Source organism: Vibrio sp. 2CM40D (genome assembly GCF_023161825.1).
Lineage (GTDB): Bacteria > Pseudomonadota > Gammaproteobacteria > Enterobacterales > Vibrionaceae > Vibrio > Vibrio alginolyticus.
This window is the reverse complement of record NZ_JALNTL010000018.1, coordinates 13,843-30,114: the sequence shown is the minus strand read 5'-3', so window position 1 is coordinate 30,114 and position 16,272 is coordinate 13,843. Positions and strand designations below refer to the sequence as shown.

Below are 16,272 nucleotides of genomic sequence, written 5' to 3'. Positions count from 1 at the left end.
TAATGAACGAGCAACCATCAACCTGTGACGGTAAATGCCAGTCAGTCAACACGCTTTTCCGAGTCTTTGCTCACTTTTCGTGTTCTGCCAACGATCACTACAACCCATACCTAAATGATGCGCCGGCAAGGTGAGCCGCAATGCATAGTTGCGACTCTATTATTAAAACTTATAGCACTACACCTGGACTCAATGTTGCAGGCAAGACAGTTTCTTGACCTTCCATTGATGCCATTGGGTACGCACAGTAATCTGCTGCGTAGTAAGCGCTTGGGCGCAAGTTACCCGACGCCCCCGGACCACCAAATGGCGCATCACCGCTTGCACCAGTAAGCTGGCGGTTACGGTTCACGATTCCTGCACGAATGTGGTCAACGAAGTATTCCCATTCTTGGTCGTCGGTTGAAACCAAACCAGCAGATAAGCCAAAGCGCGTATCGTTTGCTAGCGCCACGGCTTTGTCTAATCCTTCGTAGCGCACCACTTGCAGAAGTGGGCCGAAGTATTCTTCATCTGGTAACTCAGCAATGTTCGTTACATCAATGATACCAGGAGAAACAAACGCCGCCTCTCCTGCTTTCGCTTCAATCAAGCTTTCACCGCCAAGAGACTGTAGATTAGCTTGTGCATCAAGAATAAACTTGGCTGCCGCGACCGAAATTTGCGGTCCCATAAATGGCGCAGGTTCTGCAAATGGTTGGTCTACGCGAATATTGCGTGTCGCTTCAACGAGTTTGGTGATAAGCGCATCGCCTTTTTCACCCAATGGCACATACAAACGACGAGCACACGTACAACGCTGCCCAGCACTGATAAACGCTGACTGGATGATGGTGTAAACCGTGGCATCCAAATCACCATATTTATCAGAGATCACCATCGGGTTATTACCACCCATTTCTAGTGCGAGCATCTTGCCTGGTTGACCCGCAAATTGACGGTGTAATACATGCCCCGTATTCGCGCTACCCGTAAACAGTACGCCATCAATGCCTTTTGCGTCAGCTAGGGCGATACCAGTTTCTTTCGCGCCTTGAACAAGGTTAATCACGCCTTTCGGCAGACCGGCTTCTTCCCATAGCTTCATCGCCAATTCACCCGTCCATGGCGTTTGCTCAGACGGTTTGAAGACTACCGTGTTACCAGCCAGTAGCGCAGGCACAATGTGACCATTTGGTAGGTGGCCTGGGAAGTTGTAAGGACCAAACACCGCCATCACGCCCAATGGGCGGTGGCGCAATACGATTTGGTTGCCTGCTGCTTCACGGCTCGCCTCACCAGTGCGGTCATGATAAGCGCGAATCGAAATGGCAATTTTACCTGCCATGGCTGCTGCTTCAGTGCGCGTTTCCCAAATCGGCTTACCGGTTTCTTTGGCAATCACTTCGGCGATTTTTTCGCTGTTCTCTTTTACTTTCTCCGCAAAAGCCAACACGATTGCCTCACGCTCTGAAAATGGACGCTTTTTCCAGTCAATAAACGCTTCACGCGCTGCAGATACCGCCTGGTTCACCTGCTCTGCCGTTGCACCTTTGCCTTGCCAGATCACTTCTTGGTTGTACGGCGACAGAGACGTAAATGCTTCACCCTGACCTTGTACCCATTCACCTGCAATCCAATGTGTCATTGTTTCTATCCTTAAATTCTGTCGTCTGTTACTGCGGAAGAAGGCGAACGAAATCCCCTTCTTCAACCGAAAGTGCATCCGCAACGTCTGGTGCGATCATTACGCTTTGTGTTTCTGCGTCATACGCCGCTTTAGTGACTGTCGCACGGAAGTTCTCGAAAGATGAATTACACATCAAGAAGTCTTGTGTGCTGGAATGTCCAGAGATTTTGACTTGCGCGCGGAATGAATGACGTACCGACTCAATATTACGCAGATCACACTCAACCGTTGGGCCACCATCGAAGATGTCGACGTAGCCTCGGTTGGTAAAACCTTCACGCTCAAGCAGCTTCAGCGCTGGACGCGTGTTGTCATGTACTTGACCAATCACGGCTTGCGCTTCTGGGCTGAGCAGGTTGATGTAAATAGGCAGTTTCGGCATCAAGTCGGCGATAAAGCCTTTCTTGCCGATGCCTGTCAGGTAATCTGCAAGCGTGAAATCGATAGAGAAGAAATGCTCTTGAAGCCATTGCCAGAATGGTGAATTACCCTCGTCGTCTGAAACGCCACGCATCTCCGCAAAGATCGTTTCAGAGAAGCGCTCTGGGTGCTCTGCCATCATTAGGAAACGACACTTCGACATTAGACGACCATTCAGACCTTGGCGGAATTTCTCACGCAAGAACAAGGTACAAATTTCGCTGTTACCCGTGTAGTTATTACCAAAAGTAAGCAGTTTAACGACGTTGTTAACGCCAAGCTTTGGCGACGAGTGCACGACTTTACTAATGTGATATGAGTAAAATGGGACATCCCAGCCGATAGATGCTTCGATTCCGGTGGTACCCGCAACCTCACCCGTTTCAGAGTCAAAGCCAACCATCAGGTAGCCTTCATCGCCTGGTTCTGCCACATCTGGCTTACCAAAGCTGTACTCTGAATGTTTGATTCGATTGGTTAACAGTTCTTCGTTAACCGGTAGAGATGTAAATCCGTGACCAGACTCCACCGCACAAGTGTGCAGTGCGTCGTAATCCGACATCGCGATAGGGCGAACTACTAGCATCAATACTCCCTCCAGATGCAAGAAGATCCTAACTATATTGTAGGAACAATTCCCCCATCAGAGATCCTTGACGGGGGTGTCTGCGTTGACGTTTAAACTGATATCGCGCTTAAACTAAAGTCGCGATCGCTTTATCCAGTTTCGCCAAGCCTTCTTCAATTTCTTGTTGTGTGATAACGAGTGATGGTGTGAAACGTACGACATTGGCACCCGCAACCAATACCATGAGACCTTGTTTACCTGCAGCAACCAGCACGTCACGCGCACGGCCTTGCCATTCTTCATTTAGTGCAGCGCCAAGTAATAGGCCTTGACCGCGCACTTCTGAGAAGATGTTGTACTTCGCGTTGATCTTCTCTAGACCTTCACGGAACAATGCTTCGCGTTCTAGCACACCAGCCAACACCTCTGGCTTAGTAACTTCATTTACAACCGCTTCTGCAACCGCACACGCTAGTGGGTTACCGCCATATGTAGAACCGTGAGTGCCCACTTTCATGTGCTCTGCCAATTTTGCTGTCGTTAGCATTGCACCGATTGGGAAACCGCCACCAAGTGATTTCGCAGTACTTAGAATATCTGGCGTGATACCTAAACCTTGGTAAGCGTAGAAGTTACCTGTACGGCCATTACCAGTTTGCACTTCATCGAAGATCAGTAAGGCGTTGTGTTTGTCACACAGCTCGCGAACCGCTTGAGCGAACTCAGGCGTTGGTGGCACGATGCCGCCTTCACCTTGTAGTGGCTCCATCATGACCGCACAAGTACGATCAGACATGTGCGCTTGTAAAGCTTCGATATCGTTGTAAGGAAGGTGTGTCACGTCGCCTGGCTTAGGACCGAAACCGTCAGAGTATGCAGCTTGGCCACCAACCGTTACGGTAAAGAATGTACGACCGTGGAAACCTTGTTTGAATGCAATGATTTCAGACTTCTCAGTGCCATGAACGTCTGCTGCATAACGACGTGCCAGCTTCAAAGCGGCTTCGTTTGCTTCTGCGCCAGAGTTAGCAAAGAACACTCGCTCAGCAAAACTCACTTCTGTTAGCTTTTTCGCCAGACGAAGGGCTGGTTCGTTCGTCATAACGTTACTTAAGTGCCAAAGCTTGTTAGCTTGCTCTGTTAGTGCGTCTACCATTACTGGATGACAATGGCCAAGACAGCTCACTGCAATACCACCAGCAAAGTCGATGTATTCATTACCTTCCTGATCCCAAACACGTGAACCTTCACCTTTAACAGGGATCATTTCCATCGGGTTATAGCAAGGTACCATTACCTCATCGAATAAACCGCGCTCTACTTTAATTTCCGTTGTCATTGCACATTCCTTCTTGATACCGCATGCGTAGCAGATAAGCGAATTTAACCGGCTCTCTTTGCCAGCAAATAATGTTTTGCATTTAAGCTATTGCGGCATTGTATTTACATTTAATTAACCATTTCAATAGTGATTTATTCTTTTCGTTCTCGAAAGCAACTTCCATTAATCACTGCTTATGACTATTTATGCATCAAGAAAGTAAAATAGAGAAGTGATTTTTTATAAATGTTATGTAATACAGGGGATAGAAGGTTTAAAAAGACATGAATAGACAAAGAGACTCGAGAGAATCGCATAGTTTTGCAATCCGCTCACCTCAGCAAAAAGATGAATGATTTGTTAAGAAAAGTGATCGCGATCAGATCGCTTTGCGTGCTAAAAAGTTCGCAAGCAACTCGTGACCTTGCTCAGTTTTGATTGATTCTGGGTGGAACTGCACCGCATCAATTGGCAAGGCTTTATGTTGGTAACCCATTATTTCATCCATGCTTCCGTCCGGCAGTTCTGTCCATGCAGTCAGTTCAAACACGTCGGGTAAAGTACCGTTTTTCACCACAAGAGAGTGATAACGGGTTACCGTGAGTGGGTTATTCAGATTTTTAAACACACTGCGACCGTTGTGACGAATTGGTGAGGTCTTGCCGTGCATCACTTGTCGAGCACGTACCACTTCCCCTCCAAACACTTGTGCAATCGCCTGATGACCAAGACAAACTCCTAGGATCGGCAACTTACCAGCGAAGTGTTCTATCGCTTTCAGTGAAATACCTGCTTCGTTCGGCGTACATGGCCCTGGCGAGATCACCAAATGAGTTGGGTTGAGCGCCTCAATGCCTTGGATATCGATTTCATCGTTACGCACCACCTTTACGTCTGCACCAAGCTCGCAGAAGTATTGGTAAAGGTTGTAGGTAAAAGAGTCGTAGTTATCGATGATCAACAACATAAAGGGTCGGTTGCTCCAATCCGTTTTGGCAATGCTTACGTAGTGAATCGCCACGTTCGTGACAATCAAGGGCGGTATTTTGCTATACCAAGCAAGAAAGGCAAGTTTTTGCTGAATAAAAAGGCCAGCATAGGCTGGCCTTTGGTCTTTACAGCTATTTAGGAACTGTTTGTCAGAAAGTAAATTCGCTTAGCGGCGACGACGGAATAAGCCGAGACCTAGCAGCGCAAATAGCGCGCCAAAACCAAACGAACCACCATCTGAATCCTTCGACCCTTCTGTTCCAGTTTCAGTTTGCGTCATCGAAACATCACGAACAGAGCTAAACTTCACGATATTACCTGTCGAGTCAGTCACTTTCTCTTCTAACTGATAATTACCTTGCTCTGGCGTTTGTTCAAACTCAATATTCACGCTACGCGCATCAATATCAGCTTGAACTAAAGTTTGGCTAGCCGAGTAAGCTTTCGTATCGCTGCTTGCCGCAGCCGCTTGTGTGGATGGCGTTAAGTTCACCGTAACAATATCGCCCACAACCGCCGTTGGTGGTAAACGGACATCGACGGCTAAGTTGTCACCTGCTTTCGGTAAATCGATGTCATCATCTGGTAAATCAATCGCGATGATCACTGGATCGTGGTCAGAGGCAGAGAACGCATCTTTGTACTTCGGCATATCACCTGTGTACTTGCTGCTGTATTCGAACAAGTTACTCTCTAGTGAGTTGATGTGCCAATCTTCAATTGCTACCACTTTTTGCGCTAGGCTGCTGCTTGCCAATGCGTGGTCCAAATTACCCAGCTCGCCCGAATAGGTGTAAGAAAACGTATCAGCGCCGTGCAGCAACGTGTTTAAGTTGTGCAGACCGTAACCTTTTTCAATTTTGGTCTTCTCTACTTGAAGTTCACCATCACCAATGGTTGTGTAAGCAGCAGTATAAATGTCACGGCCGTATTTCTCTCTTGAGTAATCAGTCAGTGTCAGAAGTGGGTCTTCCATGCCATAAGCATTGAGGTCGCCCATGAGCAATACATCGCCTTTCACTTCTTTCAACGCTTCACCCACTGCGTGCGCAGCAGAAACGCGGAAGTTGTTACAGTTGCCTTGCAGATCCGCTGGCTCAGAATCTTCTACACCAGCAATCCACTCTTCAATACACTCAGAGCCTTTCGACTTAAAGTGGTTTACGACAATAGACAAATCTTCACCCGTCTCTTTCACCGTAAAGGTCTGAAGTAGACTGTGGCGTTGGTACTTATCGTAAGCAGGGTTACTTTCTGTGCCCTCTTTACGAGTAATTGTGTTTTCTGCAATGTGCTGCTCTGGCGTGATGATCACTTTTGCAGCGTCTTTTGGCGTTACTGCGTTAGCACGATATAAAATCGCCACCATGATCGCATCACTGCCAAAGTATTCGTCTTGGTATTTGTCTTGCTCTTCGATTTCGACATACGTGTAATGATCTTCAGCGTCATCAATCTCAGCATTTAGGGCATCAACTAAGTTTTGGATAGCACTGCCATCACCAAAGCCGTTGTTTTCCACTTCCATCAAACCAATAACGTCTGCGTCCATCTTGTTCATCGCCGCAACGATTTTCGCTTGCTGGATCAGGAATTCGTCTAGATTAGTCGCACCACGGTTTTGTCCGGTTGGGTTTTCATGACCACTGTCAGCCACGGAGTTGAAGTAGTTCAGTACGTTGAAGCTTGCAATACGCAAATCTGAGTCCGCAATCGCTGGGGCATCTTTACGAGCCACGTCGAAGCCTTCACCTGAAGTCACGAAGTTGGTGTTATTGACTTCATTCGTCGCAATCAGGCGGTATTCGTTGTAGCTGTAAGCCACGACACCCTGTAGACCTTCTACTCGAGAACCAAGGCGAATGTGCTGCTCTGAAGAGCCATCTTGGTCTGCATCTTTAGCAAAATCTGGGTAGTATGGGATTTGGCCGTTTGGTGCTTTGCCATCTGATTCTAGGTATACGCGGTTTGCTGCGTTGTCTTTTGCTAGCTCAACGGCTGCATCGCTCTCTGCCGCGTGTAATTGAGTCGGCTTTAACAATGGCGCTTCATGAGAGAGCATCATATTGTTACGACGTGAATCGTAGTCGTAAGAGAAGTTGCGAGTTACAAACAAGTCACTTGCCGAGGTCAACTCAACTTGCATCCCTTCATGACGCTCAAGCGCATCACGTAGTGTCTCACCTTCTTTGATAACAAGATCGGTAACTCGAGAGGTTTCAGAGGTGCCTGTTTTCACATAGCTGTTAGCATCAGAAGCAAGCTGAGTATTGCTGTAATACTCTTGAACTTTACCTTTCACACAAACAACGTCACCAGCTTTCAGCGCCGTGTCTGCCGCGTCAGTATGAATGAACAAGCCTTCTGAGGTCTTGTCGTTGTTGTCGCTTTCTAATGCTTGTAGGTAGAAACCTTTGGTTAGGCCAGTGGTAACAGCAGTCACGACACCCGTTACGAAATGATCTTCGTCAGTAATGTATGGGTAACCATCAATGAATGGAGACGTATCGCCTTCACCTTGAATATCTTGGATGGTAGTGAAGTTAGGTTGCTGACCGTCGACTTCACAAGCGAATGGTGCTGGTGGCTCAGTCGCATTTAGCTCACCAAGGCCGTCAATGTTGTCTTTCTCAAATGCCGTCCACTGAGATGCATCATAAGTAGCAGAAGGGGTTAGTGCATCACTGTTACGAACTAATGTGGTGTCTTTACCAAAATCTACGTCACCCATCACACCGATGATGTCGTGCACTTCACCATCTTTAAGCAGTGCGATCGGGTCGTCACCGTTAAAGTTCGCAACGCTTTTATCTGTGATATCCGAGACAGCTTTGATGGTATCGCTCGCGTCACCATGCGCCAGTACATACACTTGGTTAGCTTGTAGCGTCACTTGGCTAAGGTCGAATGTGCTACCCCAAGTACCACCACCGTTTGATGATTTCGCCAACTCGTAGCCAGTGAGTGTCACCGCAGTATCACCCGTATTAGCGATCTCTACCGCTTTATTATAAGCGCCGCCTTCTACGTATTGGGAAATAATAATCTCTGCGTTCGCGTTTGCACTAAGTGCACTGGCGATGGTTAATGCGAGTATTGAGGGTTTGATTAACGTGTCCATTGTCATACCTGATATTTATGTAAATGCAAACTTAGCTCTGGTTAGAGCCTGCCATTTGCGTCTACTATCAGGTTTATTTATGAAATAAATAAGAATGAGTAATTAAAGCCGTGAAATGAATCACATGTGAATATAAGAAAATATGCCAGAGCATCCCATTCAAACATTTTTTGTAATAAATACAGAGCGCTATTGATAAACAAGTCAGAATTTAGATTGATTACTCAGTTTACTTTTTCACTTCATGTTAAGGAGTAGAAAATACATCACTTGTTGAGTTGCTTATTAACCCAACCGTTCCTGTTACAAATAAAAAATATAATTAGTCACTAATTTAGAATGCTTTAATTTTCACTTGTATCACTGTTCAAGCCCAAGAATCTATTACTCGCTTCGTTCTCTCTTATACAGGCCCCTCATACTTCAAAGTTTTCATGATTTATTCAATAACTTTTCATTACTCACTAGCCAAAAACATACACAAAAGATATAACACCTGCGCGAGACAATAAGATCTCATTAGCTGTAAACCCAGGAACGACAAATGAAAACAATTCAACGCAGTGTGCTAGCTCTCTCCCTACTTGGCTTGATAGCGGGGTGTCAGTTGACCGCCAGTGAGCCACTTCAACCTACGGCGAATCAAGACATCATCGAATCAGCCAAAAATGAACTGGATGGTATTGAAGAGCTAGAAGTCAGTGACGAGGGTGTTATTACCTTTACTCAGCGTCTAAGAACGCCAGGAACCTACTGGATTCCAGCGAGAATTAAAGAACTCAGCTACGATATATCATGCGTACAGCTTAGTTACTTCATTGATAGAGGCATGGTTGTGAAGTCTGCCTTTCTAGGAGCTCGAGGACGCGTTGAATATTACGACATGGAACGCTGTATGAAAGACACACCATTTCAGTAATACAGGCATAAAAAAAGCTCCACCAAAGTGGAGCTTTTCGTATTCGTTCTTAGCAACTATGGGCGAGCTACAAAACCTACTGCTTCGTATGCTTTCTTAAGCGTTTCAGCCGCTCGTGCCGAGGCTTTCTCAGCGCCTTGCTGCATTACCTCGTCCATGTAAGCACGATCAGCGCGAATACGGTGATATTCTGCTTGAATTGGCTCAAGCATTGCTACAACTGCCTCACCAACATCTTTCTTAAATGGGCCATACATTTCTACGCCTTGGTACTTCGCTTCAATCTCTTCGAAGCTCATGCCTGTCGCCGCAGAGTACAGACCCATTAGGTTAGCAATGCCCGCCTTGTTCTCGATATCATGACGGATACTTGGTGGCGTTTCGGTATCGGTTTGCGCTTTGTTGATCTTCTTAAGGATCGACTTAGGCTCTTCCAGCAGCGTGATAACGTTCTTACGGTTGTCATCAGATTTAGACATCTTCTTCGTTGCGTCTTGAAGGCTCATTACACGCGCATTTACTGTCGGAATGTAAGGCTCTGGAACTTGGAAGATTGGCTGCTCTGGCGAGTAAATATTGTTGAAACGCGTTGCGATATCACGCGCTAATTCTAGATGTTGCTTCTGGTCACTGCCTACAGGTACTTGGTGCGCACCGTAAAGCAAAATGTCAGCAGCCATCAACACCGGGTAGTCAAATAGACCGACGTTTACGTCATTCGCGTAACGTGCCGATTTGTCTTTAAACTGAGTCATACGGCTCAGCTCACCCATTTGAGTGTAACAGTTAAGAAGCCAACCTAATTGAGCATGCTCTGGTACATGTGACTGAACAAATAGCGTGCTCTTCTTCGGGTCAACACCAACTGCCAGACAAATTGCCAGTGCGTCTAGAGTTGCTTCATGCAGCGCTTTAGGGTCCTGACGAACCGTAATCGCGTGAAGGTCTACCACACAATATTGGCAATCATAATCGTCTTGCATCTGCTGCCATTGACGTAGAGCACCCAAGTAGTTACCGATACTTAGTTCACCTGAAGGTTGAACACCACTCAATACAATGGGTTTGCTCATTAGAATGATTCCTTTGACTTCTTAATCTAATTAAATGAAAAAAACCGTGCAGTAATAGGTGCACGGTTTACTCAGTGTACTCATTAACGAGTATTTTGGAAGCTCTTTTGTAGCCGTTATGCAGAAACCGCTACAACGTCCAATAATTCTGCCAAACTGTCAGCGACGAAATCTGGATTTGATGCTGAAATAGGTTCACCGTGGTTGTAACCATATGTCAGACCAAATGAGGCACAGCCTGCATTCTTTGCTGCGAGAATATCGTTTTTCGAGTCGCCAACCATCAGCATTTCACTTGGTTGGATTTGGTGCTTTTCCATCAACCAGTTCAATGCTACTGGGTTTGGTTTTTTCTCTGGGAATGCATCACCGCCAAGGACATCAACGAAGTATTTTGCGATGTCGTGCTTTTCCAAAACGTCAGGCACAAACTTTGAAGGTTTGTTGGTCACCAACGCCATAACAAAGCCCGCTTTGTGCAGCTCTGCTAGTGTCTCTTTTACCGTTGGGTAAAGATGACTTAGCTTGTGACCGCTTTGCTCGTAGTAATCATCAAACAATACACGCGCTTTAGCACGAAGCTCTTCACTCAGCTCTGGGTTGATGGTCAGGCTTTGGCTTAATGAGCGACCAATAAGCACGTCTGCGCCGTTACCCACGTAATCACGAACTTGTTCTTCTGAAACCGATGGAAAGCCAAGCGCCTGTACTGCTTGGTCTGCCGCGACAGCTAGATCTGGCACGCTATCAAGCAAAGTGCCATCTAGATCGAAGGCGATGAATTTAATGTCTTGTTGAGTCATAACTTCCCTGAGGATTTTTATTTATAAATCGGTGAAAACGACAAAGGATGGCACCCCATCCTTTGTTTTTATCATTATGTCTGATTCGGCAGTAACTGTTTGTTTCGTCGTTACTTTGCAGCAATACGCTGACGAACTGCCTCAAACAAACAGATGCCGGATGCCACAGATACGTTCAAGCTTGAAACGCTACCAGCCATTGGGATCTTAATCAAATCGTCGCAGGTTTCACGAGTCAGACGACGCATACCGTCACCTTCTGCCCCCATTACGATAGCAAGGGGTCCAGTCAGTTTTGCTTGGTAGATGTCGTGCGTTGCTTCGCCCGCCGTACCAACAAACCAGATACCTTGCTCTTGCAGTGTACGCATAGTACGAGCCAAGTTAGTCACTCGGATCAATGGCACGACTTCAGCTGCACCACAAGCCACTTTACTTACCGTCGCATTCATTGGCGCAGAACGATCTTTCGGTACGATGATCGCCGCAGCACCTGCCGCATCTGCGTTACGTAAACACGCACCAAGATTGTGTGGATCGGTCACGCCGTCTAACACTAATAGCAGTGGTGATTCGTGCTTTGCAAGGATGTCATCTATATCGTTCTCATTCAGCTGCTTCGCTGGTTTCACACGAGCGATGATGCCTTGGTGATTTGCACCGCGCGCTTTGTCATCCAAGGTTTTACGTGTCATCTGCTGAATAGAAACACCACAAACCTGAAGATCATTTAGGATTGGCATTAGGCGATCATCTTGACGACCTTTTAAAACGTACGCCTCGATAAAACGCTCTGGTTCGCGCTCCAATACCGCCTTCACTGCGTGAATGCCGTAGATAAATTCGTTACTCATTGTTTAACCTGTTGTTCTGGTCGTATTGCCTGCGCCAACCGAGTTTGAACTAAGTTGGCGCTTCAACCTACTGCGCTTCTTTTTTAGTGCGCTTGGTTTTCTTCGGCTTACTGTGCGGCTTCTTTTTACGTGCTTTTTTCACTTTAGGCTTCTCGTTGCCTTCGGCGTCACCACGTTTTGGGCCATTACGCTTACTCGTTGCACCCGTTTCTTCTGGGCGTTTAGTTGGCTCTATCGCAGGAACTGCACGAGCCGCGCCACCTTCTTTCGATGAAGAGCGAGTCGCAGCGCGTTTTTTATCTTTCGCTTTGCGTTTTGCTTCCGCTGCGCGTTTCTTCGCAGTCTTACCTTCGCCGCGTAGCTTACGACTTGTTTCGACCAATTCAAAGTCAATTTGCTTATCATCGAGGTTAACAGCCAGTACTTTTACTTTTACTGCATCACCTAAGCGGTAGATGTTACCGAAACTTTCACCAATAAGTCGTTGACCAATCGGGTCAAATTGATAGTAGTCGTTCGCAAGGGTAGAAATATGTACCAAACCATCGATGTGCAAATCCGTTAAACGTACAAAGAAGCCAAAGCTAGTGACATTAGCAATAACACCGTCTAGTTCGTCACCGACGTGGTCTTGCATATATTCACACTTCAGCCAATCCGCAACATCACGTGTTGCATCATCAGCACGGCGCTCTGTCATCGAACATTGTTCGCCGTAAAAATCCATGTCGTCAAACGAGTAATGATAGCCACCTGTTGGTGTCCAGCGATCTTGATTACGACCTTCTTCTTTAGCAATCAGATACTTGATTGCACGGTGAAGTAACAAGTCAGGGTAACGACGAATTGGCGACGTAAAGTGCGCATAGCGTTTCAATGCCAACCCAAAGTGCCCCGCGTTATCTGCGTTGTATACCGCTTGCTTCATTGAGCGTAGCAGCATGGTCTGAATCAACTCTTGATCTTGACGCCCGGAGATTTGACGTGCGAGATCAGCATAGTCCGTTGGTGAAGGCTCTAAACCACCTTTTAGCTCAAGACCAAGTTCACTTAAGAAGTCACGGAAACCTTGCAGGCGTAATTCACCTGGAGATTCGTGGATACGATAAAGCGCGGGCTCTTTCGCTTTTTCTACCAGCGATGCCGAAGCAATGTTGGCTAAAATCATACATTCTTCGATGATCTTATGCGCGTCATTACGAATTACTGGCTCAATGCTTTCGATTTTACGTTCCGCATTGAAAATAAATTTGGTTTCAACGGTTTCAAATTCGATTGCACCGCGTTGATCTCGTGCTTCTTTCAGCACTTTGTACATCTTGTGCAACTCTTCTAGATGAGAAACAAGCGGCTGGTAGCGCTCACGTAGTTCTTCATCCCCTTCTAGAATCGCGCTCACTTTGCTATATGTGAGACGAGCGTGCGAGTTCATCACCGCCTCGTAATGCTTGTAACCAGACAGCTTACCTGTATCGGAAATGGTCATTTCGCACACCATACACAAGCGATCTACTTGCGGGTTGAGCGAACATAGGCCGTTCGATAGTACTTCTGGCAACATCGGCACAACTTGCGACGGGAAATATACTGAGTTACCACGATTTATCGCTTCTTTGTCCAACGCAGAGTCAGGACGAACGTAGTAACTGACGTCAGCAATCGCTACCCATAAACGCCAACCACCTTCTTTGTTCTTTTCACAGTAAACGGCATCATCAAAGTCTCGTGCGTCTTCGCCGTCAATGGTCACTAGTGGCAAATCACGTAGATCCACACGACCAACTTTGGCTTCTTCTGGTACTTCTTCGCCCAAGTTTTCGATTTGTTTATCGACGGCTTCTGGCCACTCGTGAGGAATTTGGTGTGTACGAATCGCAATTTGTGTTTCCATACCTGGTGCCATGTTTTCACCAAGGACTTCAACCACTTTACCCATCATGCCGCGTGAGCGTGAGCCACGATCAGTAATTTCAATTACGACTACGTTACCCATGCGTGCACCCGCTTTGTGCTCATTTGGGATCAGGATATCTTGGCTGATACGCGAGTCATCTGGGACAACGTAGGAGTATCCATATTCAAGGAAGAAACGACCGACGATTTGATCATTACGCTCCTCTAGCACACGCACCAAACGTCCTTCACGGCGGCCGCGCTTGCTGTTGTCTGTAGGTTGCACTAAGACAAAATCACCGTGGATGATGTTCTTCATCTGATGGTGCGGTAACAGAATATCATCATCCTTGCCGACGCTGCCTTCTGGACGTACCCAACCATGGCCATCACGATGACCAATCACGTAACCTTTCACCATTTCAAGTTTTTCAGGCAATGCATAGCACTGACGGCGGGTAAACACCAGTTGGCCATCTCGCTCCATCGCACGTAGCCGACGACGCAACCCTTCGTATTGCTCTTCGCCCTCAAGCTTTAGTGCCTCAAACAAGTCGTTACGATTCATTGGAACGCCCGCTTGCTCTAGAAACTCGATGATAAACTCTCGGCTTGGAATTGGATTTTCGTAATTTTTGGATTCACGATCTGCAAAAGGATCGTTTGGAATATTGTCTGACATAGGCACGCCTATCTAGCAAGGAAGGTATATGGCTAGTATATCTGAGTCTCTCGATAAGCTACAGAATTGCTTTGAAAAAAGAATGATCGAGATCGACTCTAGGCATGCAAATGAGTTAAGGACGAGCCAGCAAGATCAAAAGTTCAGAATTGTCACTGAGCAAGGATTCAATCGTGCAGTTATCCAACTCCGCCAGAAAGGCACTTTTTGCTTTCGCCAATTTATCTTTGAGGCGGCAAGCAGGGGTAATATGGCAAAAATCCACACCACAGTTGACTAAATCTAACGGCTCTAAATCGCGCACAACACCACCGACTGTGATTTCAGATGCTGGCTTCATCAGCCGGATACCACCGTTTTTTCCGCGCACGGTATGGACATAACCCAACTGTCCTAACCGATTGATAACTTTAACCATATGGTTGCGCGACACACCAAATAAATCCGTCACTTCGGTAATGCTGGTTAACTCATCTTCCGGCAACGAAGCCAAGAAAATTAAGGTTCTCAACGCATAATCAGTGAAACTAGTTAACTGCATATTCTCTCCCAAAGTGCGACTCAATAACCCGCTGGTGATGCTAAAACCCCAAACTTGAGCTATCGATAAAAGTGTAAATCTTTTCTTGATCGAAAGATACATTTGAGATACAACTTTAAACATGCATTATAAATACAACTTAAAGTAGGAAGCCCTTATGCTCAGCAATCAAACTATCGAGATCGTCAAAGCGACCGCACCACTCATCGCCGAAACAGGACCAAAACTGACCGCGCACTTTTACGAGCGTATGTTTACTCATAACCCTGAGTTGAAAGATATTTTTAACATGAGTAACCAGCGTAACGGCGATCAGCGTGAAGCATTATTCAACGCTATCTGTGCCTATGCTGCCAATATTGAAAATTTGCCAGCTCTGCTTGGCGCAGTAGAGAAAATTGCGCATAAGCACACGAGCTTTTTGATCACAGAAGATCAGTACCAAATCGTTGGTAAGCATTTACTTGCGACAATCGATGAGCTTTTTAATCCAGGTCAAGAGGTGTTGGATGCTTGGGCTGAGGCTTACGGCGTACTTGCGAATGTATTTATTCAGCGCGAAGAACAAATTTACCAACAAAATGAAGCTTTGGAAGGCGGCTGGCGCGGTCTACGCGAATTTGAATTAGTCGATAAAAAGATTGAGAGCGAACACATTTGCAGCTTTGTGCTAAAGCCAACCGATGGTCAAAAAGTGGCGCCGTATAAACCGGGACAATACCTTGGCATCTACATCAACAGTGACCAGTTAGAAAACCAAGAAATTCGCCAATATAGCCTGTCTTCTGCGGTCCAAGAGAACACCTACCGTATCTCAGTAAAACGTGAAGAAGGCGGAAAAGTGTCGAACTACCTGCACGATAGCCTGAACATTGGCGAAAAAGTGCAGCTTGCAGCCCCTGCCGGTGATTTCTTTATGGATGCCGAACCACAAACACCCGTTGTTCTAATTTCTGCTGGTGTGGGACTTACTCCAACGCTGTCAATGCTAGAAAGTCTCTCAGCACATCAAGCACCTGTAACTTGGGTTCATGCAACCGAAAATGGCCAACAGCATGCTTTCAAGCAACACGTAAACCAACTCGTTGCAGAAAAAGAAAATATGAACGCGCTCGTTTGGTATAACCAACCAACGGCAGAAGACAAGCTAGGTGAAGACTTCCACTTCACGGGCTTTGTCAATCTGTATGAAATTGAAGCTGCATTAAAGCAAGATAACGTGCAGGTGTACTTCTGTGGTCCTGTAGGATTTATGCAGCACGTAGCGAAACAGCTATTAGAACTTGGCGTACCAGAAGAGCAATTCCATTACGAATGCTTCGGTCCACACAAAGTGGTTTAAGCGCTACCAACTATCGGGAAAACAACAAAGCCCACGTGACGTGGGCTTTGTTGTATGAAGTTGTTTGCAATATTGA

General features: G+C 46.4%; 12 protein-coding genes. 2 read left to right on the top strand and 10 right to left on the bottom strand.

What is annotated here, in order from left to right:
• Positions 1–169 precede the first annotated feature (169 nt).
• The 5 genes from astD to MTF70_RS23125 form a co-directional block, all read right to left on the bottom strand.
• Positions 170–1,627: a succinylglutamate-semialdehyde dehydrogenase gene (astD, locus tag MTF70_RS23145; RefSeq protein WP_025768787.1), complete on the bottom strand. Its 1,458-nt coding sequence runs from the start codon at positions 1,625–1,627 to the stop codon at positions 170–172.
• A 28-nt stretch (positions 1,628–1,655) separates the two neighbouring features.
• Positions 1,656–2,675, bottom strand: a complete 1,020-nt coding sequence (gene astA / locus MTF70_RS23140) for an arginine N-succinyltransferase (RefSeq protein WP_042523637.1) — start codon at positions 2,673–2,675, stop codon at positions 1,656–1,658.
• 109 nt (positions 2,676–2,784) lie between these two features.
• The gene (locus MTF70_RS23135; protein ID WP_042523636.1) at positions 2,785–3,996 is read right to left on the bottom strand and encodes an aspartate aminotransferase family protein; all 1,212 of its coding nucleotides are present in this window, start codon (positions 3,994–3,996) and stop codon (positions 2,785–2,787) included.
• 361 nt (positions 3,997–4,357) lie between these two features.
• Positions 4,358–4,945 (bottom strand): aminodeoxychorismate/anthranilate synthase component II, encoded by a 588-nt coding sequence (locus tag MTF70_RS23130; RefSeq protein WP_031780782.1) that lies wholly within the window; start codon positions 4,943–4,945, stop codon positions 4,358–4,360.
• 189 nt (positions 4,946–5,134) lie between these two features.
• Entirely contained in the window at positions 5,135–8,089 is a 2,955-nt protein-coding gene (locus tag MTF70_RS23125) for an ExeM/NucH family extracellular endonuclease (protein ID WP_042523633.1), read from the bottom strand.
• Between the two features lie 544 nt (positions 8,090–8,633).
• On the opposite strand from MTF70_RS23125, the gene MTF70_RS23120 reads away from it, so the two are divergent.
• Positions 8,634–9,008, top strand: a complete 375-nt coding sequence (locus MTF70_RS23120) for a hypothetical protein (protein WP_064354374.1) — start codon at positions 8,634–8,636, stop codon at positions 9,006–9,008.
• A gap of 56 nt (positions 9,009–9,064) precedes the next feature.
• Here MTF70_RS23120 and trpS read toward each other — a convergent pair whose 3' ends face one another.
• From trpS to nsrR, 5 genes are all read right to left on the bottom strand, one after another.
• Positions 9,065–10,081: a tryptophan--tRNA ligase gene (gene trpS / locus MTF70_RS23115; protein WP_005381398.1), complete on the bottom strand. Its 1,017-nt coding sequence runs from the start codon at positions 10,079–10,081 to the stop codon at positions 9,065–9,067.
• A 116-nt stretch (positions 10,082–10,197) separates the two neighbouring features.
• Entirely contained in the window at positions 10,198–10,884 is a 687-nt protein-coding gene (locus MTF70_RS23110) for a phosphoglycolate phosphatase (RefSeq protein ID WP_005382834.1), read from the bottom strand.
• Between the two features lie 110 nt (positions 10,885–10,994).
• On the bottom strand, positions 10,995–11,738 hold the full coding sequence (gene rlmB, locus MTF70_RS23105) for a 23S rRNA (guanosine(2251)-2'-O)-methyltransferase RlmB (RefSeq protein WP_025768791.1): 744 nt from the start codon (positions 11,736–11,738) through the stop codon (positions 10,995–10,997).
• Positions 11,739–11,805: 67 nt separating this feature from the next.
• Positions 11,806–14,313, bottom strand: coding sequence for a ribonuclease R (rnr, locus tag MTF70_RS23100; protein ID WP_017821742.1), 2,508 nt, complete (start codon positions 14,311–14,313; stop codon positions 11,806–11,808).
• Positions 14,314–14,428: 115 nt separating this feature from the next.
• Positions 14,429–14,854, bottom strand: a complete 426-nt coding sequence (nsrR, locus tag MTF70_RS23095) for a nitric oxide-sensing transcriptional repressor NsrR (protein WP_017633731.1) — start codon at positions 14,852–14,854, stop codon at positions 14,429–14,431.
• A gap of 157 nt (positions 14,855–15,011) precedes the next feature.
• Between nsrR and hmpA the strand changes: the two genes are divergently transcribed.
• Positions 15,012–16,196, top strand: coding sequence for an NO-inducible flavohemoprotein (gene hmpA, locus MTF70_RS23090; RefSeq protein ID WP_025768792.1), 1,185 nt, complete (start codon positions 15,012–15,014; stop codon positions 16,194–16,196).
• Positions 16,197–16,272: the final 76 nt, after the last annotated feature.